Raw genomic sequence first — 15,525 nt, 5'->3', positions numbered from 1 at the left:
ATTATTAATAGTTCCCAACAATATATTATGTAATAACTCCCCTAAATACGTAAAAAAACACTTAAATAAGATTCTAAAATAGCGCTACATCTTATACCACTTATAACTCCATATATAACAATGGGTTGAAGAAGGCCATGTGTAGCGGAATTATGAAAAGCTATTTAAATAATTTTGAGATAACTTAACCCAGTTTAATCGAATGGATTAATCACCAGACTTAAAAAACCACCAACCTGGATCGATTATATCCATAATAGCATTCACCCCCATTCACAAACAATAATGAATACAAGTTTCCATTCACAACACCTTATATAAAAATCATGGAAAATACTTTATGGTTATATTTCATCAAAGGGATTTCTGAGAAAACCCTTTCTCAAACAATATCTTCATTAATTAATAAATTCATACCGAATTTCATCATATAATTAAAACACTCTCCTACCTCTGCAATAAATAATAGCGATTAAGTAACTGACTAAAACGAGTATTAATTTGTTGGCGTAATGCCGGAGAAACAGCACCATTTTTTTGCTGCTCCGCCAGTTGACGCAATAGTTCTTCCAATGGCGGTGTAGTGGACAACGGTTGCCTGATGCCAAATACCATCGATTTCAGTTCAGAGCCGGTAAGATAACGCCCGCGTTTTTCATCCAGTGCATCAAGTCGCGCCGTCAGTTGTTGTAGCCGTGATTGAGCCAGATGGTAATTTTCCAGTTCCGACATCGGCAGGGCCGTGGCCTCACGTTGCTGTAACCACTGTTTTTCCATATCCTGCACCGTTTGGCTGGCCGGCCATAATGTGCGTAACTGCTGTAATAACTGCGAGCTATAGCTCAATCGCCATAATGGCGGCAGTGCGTCTAAGCGGGTCAATTGGGTACGGCTGGCATCTATTGCTTTATCCTGCAACCGGCTCAATAACACCGCATTGTCAGGGTGATGTAACTCAACCAATTGTGTTGAAAGCAATACTTGCGGTAACGGATGCACTGTTTCCAGCAAAACCTGTTCCATCAAAGGTGATTGGTGCATCCTGTCCACCAGCCAATCCCCCGTTACAACCAGTACACATAATGCAACACCCGTTACAAAGCCATGCCAGGCTTTCCAACCGGATGCAGGCAGCCCCCGAATCACTTTGACCTGCGGTTGTTCAGAAGAGATGGTTTCGTGTACCACATACATCAGTTGTGGCTGAGGATGTTCCGTCGGCATCAACGTAGTATTGTCCTCGTGAACATGCGCTGAGGAACGAGAGACAGATACCGCGCCCTTTTCCTGCTCCAAACTCTCCAATCGCCGGGCGTGGTTGTGGAGCTGGACACGCAAGCTATCGAGTTTGCTTACATGTTTCAGTTCTAAACGTTGAAGCACCTCACACAGATGTTCAAGCACCTTTTCCGTGCGATAAATCAGCGGCAGGTCGATGTAAGAGAAAACGCAGGTCCGCAACACCTGTTGCAAACGTGCGACCAGCCAGGCAAAAATTTCAACCCGCACATGAGCGGGTTGAGGCCAGAACTGTGACCATTGATGACTCACTAACCCATCAATCAGTGCCAATCCTTCATCTATACCCGCTAATCCGGCACGTTGGGCGCGAGCCAGTGTGTACCAGGCAGCACTTTGCAGTTCTACACCATTTAAACGAAATAACGTCAGACAAAGCTGTTCAACTTTAGCCCAATCAACATCTGGCCGGGCCGGGTGGCTCAGTTTGCTGATTTCTTCTTTCAGGGCATGAAATTCAGGCAGTGCCCGAGGGTCATCCCCAGTATGTACGGTGTAACCGGATGATATTGTGCTCATGATATTTATCCTTAAAAAGAGTTAATCTAAACGCCCTTGCTGGCGTAAATGGCGGATCAATACCTTCCCTTCCGGCACAAATTCTGTGCTGAAACGCACCAATCCCACACCTTTCAATTCAGCGTTGATGTCATAACGCAGATGCGCCGGCTCAAGCTGCGGCAGTAATGTCACATTGACCTGTTTCAAACGCGGTTCATAAGCCAGCAATGTATGTTCAATTGTCGCGATCAAACGCTGTGACGAGGCAGGCAACTCTTGCAGGATAATGTTGAGATCAGGCAAACCATAATCCGGCAAATGGGTGAGCGAACCCGCACGGCAGTTGAGGATACGCTGCATATTGTTCAGTACGGATAAAATCACCTGCTCCTGTTTACTGACCTGATTGATATCCAGATCTTCATTAAAGTTAAGCGTCAGCATTTCGTAAAGTGAGGGTCTCATCTGTTTCATCGGTTATTCCTTCATGGGATTCAGTGTTACGGTGCCGTTACCCAACTCAATAGTGCGTGGTTTATCCGCATCCAGTTCGTCACGCTTGATCACCAACCGCCAATCATTATTAGTGGCATCCGGTGTATGGAATAGCCCCACTACCGCCACAAACTTCGCGGCTTTTTCCATCGGCATATCCAGCATCACACTTCCTTTCGGCGCCACCCTAATATCCCGTTGTGCCAATCTGTCCGACTTAAGCGCCTCACTGTCACCTTGCAACAATTCCGCGTAACTGGCACGCTCAAAGGCTTTATTGTCTTTGAGTTGATAGACTCGTACCACCGTACTCAATGGCATTTGTGCGTCATTAGTGTTAAGCGCACTGCGAGCGTTGAAATCCAGATGTAGTGTCTTCACTTGTTTATGGAAAATGGATTGAGTAACCGCTACTGTGCCGTCGGTTATGCTCTGAGTCAGACCGCATCCAGCCAACCCAGCCGTTGCCAGCCAGACCATGCTACTCATCATGACTGATTTAAAATTGATAGCTGCCATTCTCGACCTCCCGATATTGATAACTTGGCAATAACCCTTGATAGTTTCCCAGATTAATCGTCACCATCCCTGAAACAGCCTGTGTTCCCGGTTTTAATCCTAATACACCGGTACGACCTAACCGGACACGCTGTTTTCCCAACTGAGCCGGTGGCAATATCCCTTTAGGTAAAGTGAGATGTAATCGCACACTGCAACGCCAACCCAGATAAACACGCAACAACACCAACAGATCGGTATGCAACTCCCTCTGCGGCAACCACCCCTGAGCTTCATCGGCATCTTCGGTATAAAGATGAAGCACCATCTGACTATTAACATCCGTTCCCGTTTTACCCAACACCAGACGCTGGGAGAGCTGAATGGGATAGTGACGGCTCAGACGGGCCGGTTGGATCAACCACACCCGGCGGCGATCATGCGCCGTCACCCGTGTCTGCGTCTGAGGCGCCAGCAACGCGACCAGCTTAATGACCCCTTCGGCGGTCCGAGTTGGCAACCGCATAGTCCCTAGCAGTGCCAGAAAGCGGGAAACCGGCGTAGCAATCTGTTGCTGGCTACCCGGTATGCCCAGACCAACCAGCCCAAGCAAGCACTGTGATGTGTCGTCTTTACCGCCCGGATGATAAGTGGCTGGATAGGAATATTTACGCCAGATACGGTAATACTGAGTCATCATCCTGTGGTTAAAAATATCCAGAAAATCTGTCACACCTTCATAGCCTTCACGCCGCTGAGCAATATCGTCCAGATAAGCGGTAGGCAACGGGGAATCCACACCGTACAGGCCAAGAAATAAAGTACGTATTGTCGGGAGCTGTTCCGGCTGGACCTCATCCCATTCTGCATTTCTCAGTTCACTGGCAGGAAAACCCATACCCGGATGGGGCCGGAAACGTATTGGATCATCACTCGGTGAAATCGTGCTGCCCAGAGGTGGACGCCCATTCTGTATACTTTCCAGCAATTGACAGAAACGATAGAAGTTAAAATCGTAAATATTTGGCGCCAGTCGCTGCACTAACCGGGAATACGCTGATTGTGATTTTCTTTCCATCGCAAACATCTCTCCGAAGGTTGAAGGACCAGTGTCAGTTGGTTAAACAGATGAATATCGGTATACAGCGAAAAGAAACGGTTCAGCATCTCACCGAACAGAAAAATATCGCCTTCACCGGAGAAACCATTACTGTTAAGAGTCATTTCAATATCAACGCCCCTCAGCAGATAGCCCTTTTCAAAGCGTTGGATCAAGCTATGTTTCACCCCGACAATGGCATCCAGACGACGACAATTCATCTCATCATTAGTCCAGTTATAAAGTCCCAATGTACCGCGCAGCACTTCCGGGTTATCCATCATGCTAAGAAAGTTGGAACCAAGATGGCTAAGTACTCGCCAGTGGAAACGGTCATTCGCCGGGGGATAGCAAGGTAACGTCGGTGAACAAAGATTTTTCACGCTCAGTTTGCCGCCAGTGGACTGTAATGTCTGTTCGAGTTGCGCATCACGCAATGCCCTACGGGATAACTGACCATTCGTACCAGTGATACGCAGCGACAATGTTTCATCATCAATTTCTGGATCATTTTCAAACGATTCACCGCCGAGGATCAGCCAGGTATCATGCAAACCAGAAGGATTTGGAGATACACGGGTGTGATAGTAGCGTTCCGGCGCTGTATTACGCATGATGCCTCCCCGATGGCGGAAACTGCTGAATGGCACAAAATGTTGTGTTTCACCCCGTCCAGAAGAGAGCACCTCATCCACTGAGTAAATTTCAGTATGACCATCCTGAATACGCATCGGGCGCAGTAAATACTCATGTTGCATCCGTGAAATGTGCATCGGATCAGCTTCAACATTAAACAAGTTGATCACAGGTACACAATGCAACCGGATATTTTCCGCCGAAAATGGCAACTCATACGACCACAGTTCACCCAGTACCATTTCCAGCTCAAACCAAGGGGTACCATCAGGGATATACAACGTTTCCAGACCATTGAGTGCTACAAACATAAATTTTTCACGGAAAGTAAAATATTCCAATAGCAGTTGATAGCCGCTGAACGCACTTTCCCCTTTAGGCCACAGAACATCGTCGCTATCGAAACCCATTGGTGAAAAATGCCCCTCAAAACGGCGACGCTCCATCCCCGACACGCGGACATAAATGTTCTGAGTCTGCCGGGTGAGTGCCAGATGCAGTGCAGAACTGAGTGGACTACTCGCTTTGAGGTACAAAGGCAGCCGCGTTAAATCGACTTTATTCCATTCCGCTAATCGACCACAGTCAAAACGCAATCTGATCACTGAACGCCCATCGGTTTCATTTTGCAGCGTGGCAGAAGTGATATGCAGCGGTGTTATGCACACATCACGCGTCGTCCGGTAGTAACAGCGGGTCTGGCTCGGTCCAACAGGTTTTGATACCACCTCAAACCCTTTGCCAATATTTTCACTTTTTTGCAAATCCTGGTAATCCGGTGCTAATTCAACGATAGAAAGTGAGGGAATCGTGCGCATATAATGCGGCCACAGCAGACTCACCAATCCTTCCGTCAGTTCTGGCAAATCATCGTCAAGTTTCTGACGCATCCGACCCATCAAGAACGCAAAGCCTTCAAGTAACCGTTCCACATAGGGATCAAGATCATGTCCTTCGTCCAGATTAAGCATTGCCGCCCGATCCGGGTGAGCCAACGCAAACTCTTTACCTGCTTCACGCAGATAGTGCATTTCCGCCTCGTAATAGCGGAGAATTAAATCATCCATAGGATTGTTCTCATGATTGTTGTCATAAAAATAACGTTACCGGTTCAACCTGAGTGAACCGAAGAAGAAGTTCATACCAGTAAAATCAGCTACATAGCACCGCAGCTCTAATCGGATCAATCGCTACCAGCTCCGCTAACAAGGTCTCCATGCGTTGTGCCATCCGCGCTTTATCCTGTTCACTGCGCTGCGCTTTCATCCTCAGCAACTTAAGCAGACACGCTTTCACTTCAAACATCAGTGCTGGCTCCCATTCGCCAAGATTAAATTGCTCATTGGCGTTCAACTCAGCCAGCAGATGCAAGGCCATTTCATTTTTGCCGTACTGCTCCGCCACCCGCGCCATCAGCAAGCGTTGTAACCAGCGCTGACGCGCTCCGTTGATACTCGGCAACTGCCCCAACCAGCGCAACGCAGCATCTATGCCTTCACTGTCCGCCAGTTGCTGTGCTTCCGGTTCCAGAGCTAAAACATCATCATCGTGCTGAGGCTGCATCGGTGAATGTACAAACGACCAGTCTGTCTGAGAGTCATTAACCTGTTGGGCTATCCAGCCGGACGTAACTTCATCAGCAAACGGAGTCCCGTCGTTATATGCCAGATTTTCCAGTCCCGGCAGCCGTTCAAGTAACATTCTCAGATCATGTTTAACCATCTCTGTCCAGCTTTCATAGGTGCTACCTAATCGGTTTAATGCCTGACAGAGATACCACTGCAAATCCAGCCAGAAGTGGTTAACACTTTCCGAGAACATTCGATCGGTTTGCTCCAATAAATCGTGCCAGTTTTGTTGCCGGTAGAGCCGTTTTAATAAGGCTCGATATTCCGTGCGTGGCGGCACCAAACGGGTACGCCCGTCCGCATCCAGAGGCGGTAATTGATGCACGGTATCCCAGCGGACACTACGCATCAGCCGTGCAGAAGAGAGCCAGCCCTGGGGCTGTTCGCGCAGATAACGCGCCAGTTCACGTGCTTGTTCCAACAGAACACGCCCGGATTGCACCTGCCCCCATGATATAGATGACTCACCCTGAGCTGATGAATGACTCAGCCCACCAGATAAAGGCATCGGAGCCGCCGTTTGGGGTACCACCGCATCCACACCACCAGACTGAGCCAGTCGGTTTTCCAGAGTACCTGCCAGCCCAATGAGGGTAGGACGAGTCTCTTCATCCCAAGAGGCAAACGTCTGTTCCAATAACACCAAAGCGGATACGATGCGTTCAAAATCAGTACGGTTTACCTCTGGATAGCGTGACAAACTGTCCTGAATTTTGGTGCCAATCAGCCATTCTAGCGCCGCTTTTCGACTCCCCGCCCGCTCAGGTAACAAGGCTTCACCAAAACGATCTACCAGTGCAGCGAGTAACGCCAGCCCATCAGCCAAACCCCTTTCGCCATCTTGATGTAAGCGTGCCCACACATAATAGGTCGCCACGCGAACATCTTTACATTCGGTGGTCAGCAGTTTTTCCGCTAATTGACAAATAAGCTCGGTATCAATGCCACTGAGCTTGTTCAGCTCCTCCCGCATACGCTGAAAATCGTCGTTATAAACCGGATCATTCCCTGCGGGAGCCTCAGCACTAATGGGTAACAGCCAGTTTTCCCACAGAGCCACCCTCTCCCGTGCTTCTGCCAACGCATCACGCCCGGCAAAGCAGTGAGTTATCAGTTGATTCAGCATGGTTTATTCCCCTTTCTCGCTAAATATCTGGCTCGGCAATCGGAACCCTTTCAGCCCCAACAACACCAGCGGGCCTTTCCCCTGCTCCGTACGTAAATCCCAGGTCAGCGGCAACCCGTCCGGCGCATTAAACGTCAGCTGGTAACGTCCACCTGCCTGCACTTTCACCTCTGCCCGCTCCAGCCAGCGCAGCAGCCCCCACTCTCCCGGGTAATCACCAAACACCCGCGCCCCGGTGTTCACACTCGTCCACGTCAGCACCACCCCGGGCGTATCGCCCGCTCCCGGCCAGCGCAAACGCTGCCAGCTCTCCATCTGGTTAAAGTAACGCAACCTCTGACCGTCTATCGTCAAGTCCGTTTCCGCCACATCCCGTACCGGCTTCGCCCGCAGCTCAAACCGCATTCCCTGACCCCCGTTCGTCAACAGCACATCCGATAATGCACTCAGCTGGTTTATCGCCGTCAGAAACGCCGGGTTTACATGCAGTCCCTGACTCCCCTCCTCATCCACCACCCAGTGTTGGCCCTCTTTATGCAGCACGCCCCCTAACTGACTGTGCAGGAACTGCTCTATCCGCCCGGTATCCGCCTGAATAAACTGCCTCAGCACCGGCAGCGACGCCTCATCCTGCTCCTCCACAAACGGGTAGCGCCCGTTAAACGCCGCCTGCCAATCTGCCACCACTGACGCCTGCCACTGCGCATTGATACTCGCCGCAGACGGTTGCAGCACCGTCTGCCACGCCTGCGTTAACGGCTGCACAAACACCGCCTGACCCAATCCGCTCCATTCCGCCCCCAGACTCGCCGCCATCAGGCTGCCATATGACTGGGTGTCCGTCAGGTCCACGCTTTTCCCTTGAAACACCGTCTGCGCCAGTGCCTGCATTCTCTCCTGCGGGTCATCGGTATTGGCGATTTGTTGCAGTTTCAGCCGTATCCGCGTCACCCGCGTCAGGTAGGTTTGCAGACTCAGAGTGCTGTCTGCCGTCATCAGCGTCTGGCCGCGGGTTTTTCCCATCAGGGTTAATAACGGACCGAAGGTGTTGTCCAGAGGACTGGGCGAACCGCTATTCGGGTCAAGGGTCGGGTCAATCACGGACGGGTTCGCTTTCTGGAACAGATTGCGGGCCGATTTCACCAGCGAATCCGATAATCCCGGCACCTGCTGGCCGGTTTCCCCCTGATACGCCAGCGTGTTCATCAGCGCTATCAGCGGCGACTGGCGCACATCCGCCATTAAGGTTAACTGGTCTATGGTATCCGATAGGTTATGCACTTTATTCCAGCGCACACTGTTGAGGAAGTTCAGCCAGGCCCCGGCAAAATCCGTAAAGTAACGTTCGGTCAGCCGGGCTTTTAACACCGCCGGGGAAACCGCTTCCGCAATGGGCTGACGGCCATCACTCAGTACCCAGTCAATCTCTTCCCGCCGGGAAGCCACCACCTCCGCAATGGCTTTCTGCACCTGACCTTCCCACGCCTGACGGGTAAACATCCCCGGCACCACTTTATTCGTGCTAAACAACCGGCGGGCATCGGTAGCCCCGGTCATCTGTGCCAGCCCTAAATCCCCGTAGCTGTGTGCCACCTGTTGCAGCAGGTGTTGATACAGCGTCGCTTCCGCATTTCGCTGCCCCAGCTGAGTCAGCAGTATCCGCCGCACTTCACTGACTAACCCGGCATCCGCGGTGATTTTCCAGTCCGGGTGCTGCGGCAGATATTGCGCATAAAACCGCACCAGTGACTCCCCGGTGTTTTGCCACAGCCCATCATTCACCCCGGCCCGCTGCGGCCAGTTTTTCATCAGTATCCGGCTCATAAAAACGGCATTCGCTTTGGCCGGCTGCGCCATCATCAGATAGGCTTTCAGCTGCGCGTAAGCCGCTTTCAGACGCTGACGACGTTGTGGACTGCCGGGCGGCAGGTTCACCCATTCCGTCAGACGTTGATGCAACACCTGCGCCGCTTCGTCACGTATCAGCTGAGTATTATTGCGCTGGTAAACCGGCCACAGTGCCTTAAGCAGGGCGGTATTCTGGTTTAACCCGAAGCGGCTGTACCACGGCGCCCCGGCTTCTGCCCGGTACTGCAACCGGTCAATCTCCCGTTGCAACCCATACTGACTGAGCAGACGGTCTGATAATGGGCGCTGCCGGTCACGCGCCTGACTGACCTGCTCCCGGCTCAAGGTTATCTGATGACGATTGGCAAAAAACGACGTGAAACTCCCCACGCCCCACACCACGGCCAGCACAATCAGCCCCCACTGGGCGCTTTTCTCCCACGGGAAGCCCACCGCGTTACCCCGGACATGGCGCACATCGTCCAGTACCCCGTTCCAGCTCGCTTCCACCAGCCAGCCATGTTCGGTCATCCCCGGCTGCGCAGCCAGCGGTAAACTGAACATCACCCCCGCCAGCCAGACCGATGGCCGGTTTAACAGCGGCGTCAGTTGACGGACCAGACGGTCCACCCCGCCGTCCCGCATCGACTGGGCCAGCCGTAATAAAAAATCGTGACGGATTTCGGCTAATGCCTGCGCCATGCCTCTGGTCGCCAGTTGGGACGGCAGGGTATTCAGGCTTTCAGTCAGCAGCTCGGGCGTGCCTTCCTCGGGCAGGAAACAGCCGACGGTCTGGGTTGGGCGGTCGCGCTGGTCCCAGCGGCTGCACTGCACATTCCACACATACAGCGGTGCCTGCCAGCCAAGCTGTTGCCCCTGTTTCTCCAGCATCCGCAAGGCGGTATCTATCTCTGACCGCTGGCTGAGTTGTTCCTCGGTCATCACCCACACCACCCCATCCAGTGGACGGCGACGACGCAGTTTACGCAGTGCCTTTAACTGCGCGGTATCGGGGGGCACCTGCAAACTGCCACCCCACAACAACAGGTGACTCTCGCCCTCCAGCCAGTGTTGCTTCGTCAATCCCGGGGCAATGGCTTCCACCTGTTCCGGCTCACCCATCACCATCAATATCCGCACTTTGCGACGCCAGAAATAGCCATAACGAAATCGTAAATGGCTGGTCAGTTCTCTTAATATTGGATCAGGCTCAGGAGATGCAGATATGGCTTTAGGCACCTCACTTTGTCGCCGCCAGTAATGAAAAGCGGTACGTGCATCATGGATAAACAAGCGTGTTATCAGAGCAAAAATCAGAAAAAACAGCACACTGGCAATCAATACATAACACTGAAACATCAATTGCTTTTCAAATAACGGCTGCCCTTGTATGTTTAACCACTCTGGCTTAAACCATATCATCAGACTACAGAGGGTTATCAGTACCAATGGTAATCCCCAAATACCCCAGAATAACGTCATATATTTCTTCATACTGCCTCCTGTGTTTCCACTGGTTTAATCACCATAAACCAGGGAATAAGCCTATCGGGTGCAGGCGTACTCATAACTAATTGCGCCTGCTTTTGGCTGGTTACGGCATCAATAGCAACAGCAGCAGCTAACCAAGGCGAAGCTATGCCGGTGAAACCGGTTTGAACGTCAATATCACACTGCCTTTCAGCCTGTTCTCCCACATTGGGCAATTGATCAATTAATAGCGTAGATATCGCCTGAGACTGGTTATCGCATCCCATACCTGAGAACCACAGTTGATGAATTGATTCGGAAGGAATATCAGCCCACAGCAGCGCCTGCGACAATGCATATTTCATGTCATCATCCTGGGTCAGTTCAGGCCGGTGTATTGTGGCCTGTACCGTAGAGATAGGTTCACGTTGTGGTACGAACAGAGTAGATTGGCGAATGGGTGTTGAATTCAGCAATAGCGCCACGGCGGTATCACCCTGCCCGTCCATCACTTCTGTCACCAGCCGAATAGCCACTACCAATAAAACCGCATTATGACGGGAGGTATCCAGCCAGCCATCAATAATAGCTAACCCCGTGCCCGGCAATATTGATAACGGAGTACGGATACCCGAAGCTTCCCAGACTGACTGCCAGACAGCTTCATATTCCGCAGCATCTAAACCCGCATCAATCTGTAACGACGAGAAAACCGTATAATGAATAGATAACTGACGCAACGCCGTGGTCAGAGCCTCATCAGCTAACAGCGCTGCCATTTTTTCGTAAAGCCGCTCACGGCTCGGACGTTCTGGCATAGCGAAACGTATCTGACGCACGACTTGACCATGAGCCATATCCACCCATGAAGGTAATACAGCCTTTTGTGCCATTAACTGGGTCGCCAGTGAACCTGTCATCACTGTTTGCGGAAGATCAACCACATGAGCCAGCACATTTAAATAACGCTGACCGCGTTGTGTCTCCTGATAAAAACAGACCTCGCGCTCATAATCCCAACTATCAGACCATATCTGGCAGATCTGGTAACACAAGCACCTGATACCAAAAGCACCGGCCCAAGCGAGAAATGGGAAAACCAGAAAACAGCACCAGAACCAAGGGGTATGAATTGGCACACTGGCAGGCCAGTACACAACGGTGGCGCAACCACCCAATGATATGAATATCATCAGTGCAATCAGCCAACGTTTTATTATCGGCCCCGGTTTACGCTCTGCCAGTATGGGAATAGCACTCATATCTACGGGCATACATTAACTCACTGTTGCCGTGTTTAAAGAAGTCATCAGTGTGCAACCGCAACCACAGTGATGACCATGAAAGGCCACCGGCAAGCCGTTATCTTTTATCGTGGGATGACCTTCGGTAATCGTGGTATTACCGTGTTTCGGGCAGGAAACCGGATCGGTTTTACGTGCAACACCGAGACCGCCGAATTTCATTTTCTGCGAACCACTCAACACCTGACCACCGTGAGTGGTTTTATCGTGAATACGGATAATGCCTTTCATTATAAAGATCCTTGTTTTGTTAATTTCTTTTCAATTTCTTCAATTTCGTCTATACCGGCATCATCAGTGGTTTTAATCAGGTTACGCTTAATCTTCACAGTTTCTTTCAATGAATCAGTCTGGATAAGAAAGCTAATCGTATTTTTACCTTTTTTCTTCATCGTTACCTGTTTACTACTTACCTGATAGGTTTTACTAAATGGAGAAGGTGTAATTACCAATTGATCGCCATAAATACCCAATACAGGCCGATTAGTCAGGCGAATACCATTAAAGGCAGACGCGATTGCAGCAACAACTAATAATATCCACATTGGGGAGGTGGAAATACTGAATTGGAAGAAAGCAGCCACACCTAATATGACCGTAGTGATATAAAAACGTTCCTGACGAAAACACAAGTAGGAAGAAAGTTGCTTTCTATTTACTGAATTAAATGTCTGCAATTCAGCAAAACGGAAGTTATTATAACTCATAAGAAAACCAATTATATACATACATCCCAAAGGAAGCGTTATACAACCAGACAACATAGCCAAAAAGAGCGCCAGATTTTTATGAACAAAAAGCAATAATACACTGACTATCTGTATCGCAATAGCAATGGCTGCCAGTTTAGCGATAGGATAAAACTCTTTAAGAGCCTCTTGATCCTGATAAGTTAAACTATTTAGATCGGTCTGCTGTAACTGAACGTAATAGAAAAATCCTCCGATAAATAACAAATCAATAATCAAACCTAACCAAAGGACGATACTCAACTTTTTCATAAAAACTCCAATCAATCATTTTAACTAAACTTACGGTTTCTCTTGTATTACACAAGCTTTCTTTCGGACGAGCGGAAATCATTAACTCATTGTTAATTTCAATTTTCCTTGCATGAGACAGTTACTTTTCGTTTTTTACCTTTTCACCTTTAACCTCTCCTATCATTACACCTTTGTCGGTTTTTTCCAGGAAAAATAGCCGCGTCGAAAATAAAGCCGGGAACAATAATTTCGTTCATATGCTTGCTTTTATTTATCCGTAGATGAATGCGCCATTGCAATTTTCTCTTGCAAACGGGTATATGCTGATAATTGGCGATCATATAATGCCTGACATTCTTCCCGCTTCTGATTCGCCAAAATATAACGCCATAGATGCACGGGATTATTCGCGGCACTGACATTAATCGGGTCATCAGGATCAACCTGACAAGCCTCTTCCACTTCCTGAGGCCATTGCGGTATTTTGCTGGTCTGCATAGCAATATAACGGGCAACACTGGTAATTAGAGCAACTGACAGTATCATAAATCCAAAAAGCCAGTCCAAACGAGAACCCATCCGCATCAGATACTGTAATCCAAAAATATAACTTTCTTTCTGTTTCTCAATGGGAGGGCATAAAGCGATAATATCCGCCTGTTCCGGTAAACACTCTTCCTCCATATAACAACGGATAAACTCCCAATAACCCGGCATCACTTCCAAGCTACCAGAAAGTCCCAGACTAAATGTCTCTAATACCGTTTCTTGATCGTCTGCCAGAATATGGCCGCTGATACTCCATTCCGGCCACTTACCACCTCCTATTGTTGGGGTAAAAAACACTTCTTTCCAGGGAACCGATAATACTGTGCCATCAAAACGGTAAACATGGATCATCTGGGTTTTGCGGTTAAATCGAATGGGATAGTGTGTCTTAGCAAACCACTCTTTTAAGATAAATTTGCCACTGAAATATAAAAAAAACACAGTTGCAGGGATCGTAACCATAAATCCCATTAATGTATTTTCTTTAATTGCTCCATTCAAAATAGATAGATAGATCGTCTTTCCAGTAAAATATAAAGCCATTCCTAAGAAACAACAAAATACCGTTGCATTAAGAGAACTAACAAATCCCTTCTCTCTATAATACTTATCCACCGTTTCCATATAAGTAGAATTCATACGGATCACCGTATCGTGATCAACAATATACAGACCATATTTAGCCGTTATCTTAGTCGGTTTTCCCTGACAAAATTGATCATGCTTCTCTACCCAAGTCAAAGGACGATTCAATTTATAAGGGTTATACAAAATATTCCATTTCATAACTACGCCTCCGCCGAAGTTGGATGAGCCATTGCAATTTTCTCTTGCAAACGGGTATATGCTGATAATTGGCGATCATACAATGCCTGACGTTCTTCCCGCTTCTGATTCGCCAAAATATAACGCCATAAATGCACGGGATTATTCGCGGCACTGACATTAATCGGGTCATCAGGATCAACCTGACAAGCGTCTTCCACTTCCTGAGGCCATTGCGGCATTTTACTGGTCTGCATTGCAATATAACGGGCAACACTGGTAATTAGAGCAATTGGCAGCATTATCCATCCAAAAAGCCAACCCAAACGAGAACCCATCCGCATCAGATACTGTAATCCAAAAATATAACTTTCTTTCTGTTTCTCAATGGGAGGGCATAAAGCGATAATATCCACCTGTTCCGGTAAACACTCTTCCTCCATATAACAACGGATAAACTCCCAATAACCCGGCATCACTTCCAACCCATCTAACCCACTAGAAAGCCCAAGACTAAATGTCTCTAATACCGTTTCCTTATCGTCTGCCAGAATATGGCCGCTGATACTCCACTCCGGCCACTTACCACCCCCTATTGTTGGGGTAAAAAACACCTCTTTCCAGGGAACTGATAATACTGTGCCATCAAAACGGTAAACATGGATCATCTGGGTTTTGCGGTTAAATCGAATGGGATAATGTGTCGTAGCAAACCACTCTTTTAAGATAAATTTGCCACTGAAATACAAAAAAAACACACCAAACGGTTGGTAAATAAAAAAGCCAGGTAAACTCTTATAATCTCCATTGAAACATCGGAAAATCGTGTCAACATCAAAAAATAACGATAATCCTAAAAAATAAAAAAAGAGCGTCGCAGTAAGAGAACTAACGAATCCCTTCTCTCGGTAATATTTATCTACCGTTTCCATATAAGTGGAATTCATACGGATCACCGTATCGTGATCAACAATATACAGACCATATTTAGCGGTTATCTTAGTCGGTTTTCCCTGACAAAGTTGATCATGCTTCTCTATCCAAGTCAAAGGACGATTCAATTTATAAGGGTTATACAAAATATTCCATTTCATAACTACGCCTCCACCGAAGTTGAATAAGCCATTGCAATTTTCTCTTGCAAACGCGCATGTGCCGATGACTTACGATCATATAACACCTGACGTTCTTCCCGCGTCTGATTCGCCAAAATATAACGCCATAAATGCACAGGATTATTCGCGGCATTGACATTAATCGGGTCATCAGGATCAACCTGACAAGCGTCTTCTACTTCCTGAGGCCATTGCGGTATTTTGCTAGT

At 48.5% G+C, this 15,525-nt stretch carries 12 protein-coding genes and 1 pseudogene; all 13 read right to left on the bottom strand.

The window, feature by feature from the left end; translation table 11 throughout:
* Positions 1-447: 447 nt before the first annotated feature.
* A complete protein-coding gene (locus tag AM629_RS18825; protein WP_054481020.1) occupies positions 448-1,818 on the bottom strand; it encodes a VasL domain-containing protein in 1,371 nt (456 codons plus the stop codon).
* A gap of 21 nt (positions 1,819-1,839) precedes the next feature.
* Positions 1,840-2,274 (bottom strand): type VI secretion system baseplate subunit TssE, encoded by a 435-nt coding sequence (tssE, locus tag AM629_RS18820; RefSeq protein ID WP_054481019.1) that lies wholly within the window; start codon positions 2,272-2,274, stop codon positions 1,840-1,842.
* 3 nt (positions 2,275-2,277) lie between these two features.
* Positions 2,278-2,814: a type VI secretion system lipoprotein TssJ gene (tssJ, locus tag AM629_RS18815; protein WP_054481017.1), complete on the bottom strand. Its 537-nt coding sequence runs from the start codon at positions 2,812-2,814 to the stop codon at positions 2,278-2,280.
* Positions 2,795-3,871 carry a type VI secretion system baseplate subunit TssG gene (tssG, locus tag AM629_RS18810; protein ID WP_054481015.1) on the bottom strand — a complete coding sequence of 359 codons (1,077 nt, stop codon included), beginning with the start codon at positions 3,869-3,871 and terminating at the stop codon, positions 2,795-2,797. The genes tssJ and tssG overlap by 20 nt, the downstream gene beginning before the upstream one ends.
* Entirely contained in the window at positions 3,835-5,595 is a 1,761-nt protein-coding gene (gene tssF / locus AM629_RS18805; RefSeq protein WP_054481014.1) for a type VI secretion system baseplate subunit TssF, read from the bottom strand. Before tssF ends, tssG begins: the two co-directional genes overlap by 37 nt.
* A gap of 85 nt (positions 5,596-5,680) precedes the next feature.
* Positions 5,681-7,282 (bottom strand): type VI secretion system protein TssA, encoded by a 1,602-nt coding sequence (gene tssA / locus AM629_RS18800; protein ID WP_054481012.1) that lies wholly within the window; start codon positions 7,280-7,282, stop codon positions 5,681-5,683.
* A 3-nt stretch (positions 7,283-7,285) separates the two neighbouring features.
* Positions 7,286-10,624: an ImcF-related family protein gene (locus AM629_RS18795; RefSeq protein ID WP_235525533.1), complete on the bottom strand. Its 3,339-nt coding sequence runs from the start codon at positions 10,622-10,624 to the stop codon at positions 7,286-7,288.
* Entirely contained in the window at positions 10,621-11,874 is a 1,254-nt protein-coding gene (locus tag AM629_RS18790) for a KPHS_23130 family T6SS system protein (RefSeq protein WP_054481011.1), read from the bottom strand. The genes AM629_RS18795 and AM629_RS18790 overlap by 4 nt, the downstream gene beginning before the upstream one ends.
* Positions 11,875-11,877: 3 nt before the next feature.
* Entirely contained in the window at positions 11,878-12,135 is a 258-nt protein-coding gene (locus tag AM629_RS18785) for a PAAR domain-containing protein (protein WP_054481009.1), read from the bottom strand.
* Positions 12,135-12,905, bottom strand: coding sequence for a hypothetical protein (locus AM629_RS18780; RefSeq protein WP_054481007.1), 771 nt, complete (start codon positions 12,903-12,905; stop codon positions 12,135-12,137). The genes AM629_RS18785 and AM629_RS18780 overlap by 1 nt, the downstream gene beginning before the upstream one ends.
* Before the next feature lie 249 nt (positions 12,906-13,154).
* Positions 13,155-14,222 (bottom strand): DUF6708 domain-containing protein, encoded by a 1,068-nt coding sequence (locus AM629_RS18775; protein WP_054481005.1) that lies wholly within the window; start codon positions 14,220-14,222, stop codon positions 13,155-13,157.
* Between the two features lie 2 nt (positions 14,223-14,224).
* On the bottom strand, positions 14,225-15,295 hold the full coding sequence (locus AM629_RS18770; protein ID WP_054481003.1) for a DUF6708 domain-containing protein: 1,071 nt from the start codon (positions 15,293-15,295) through the stop codon (positions 14,225-14,227).
* A 2-nt stretch (positions 15,296-15,297) separates the two neighbouring features.
* Positions 15,298-15,525 (bottom strand): annotated as a pseudogene (locus AM629_RS24035) (hypothetical protein); the annotation flags it as partial.

It is taken from the genome of Photorhabdus heterorhabditis, from assembly GCF_001280945.1.
Taxonomy (GTDB): Bacteria; Pseudomonadota; Gammaproteobacteria; order Enterobacterales; family Enterobacteriaceae; genus Photorhabdus; species Photorhabdus heterorhabditis.
This window is presented reverse-complemented; position numbering and strand designations above follow the sequence as displayed.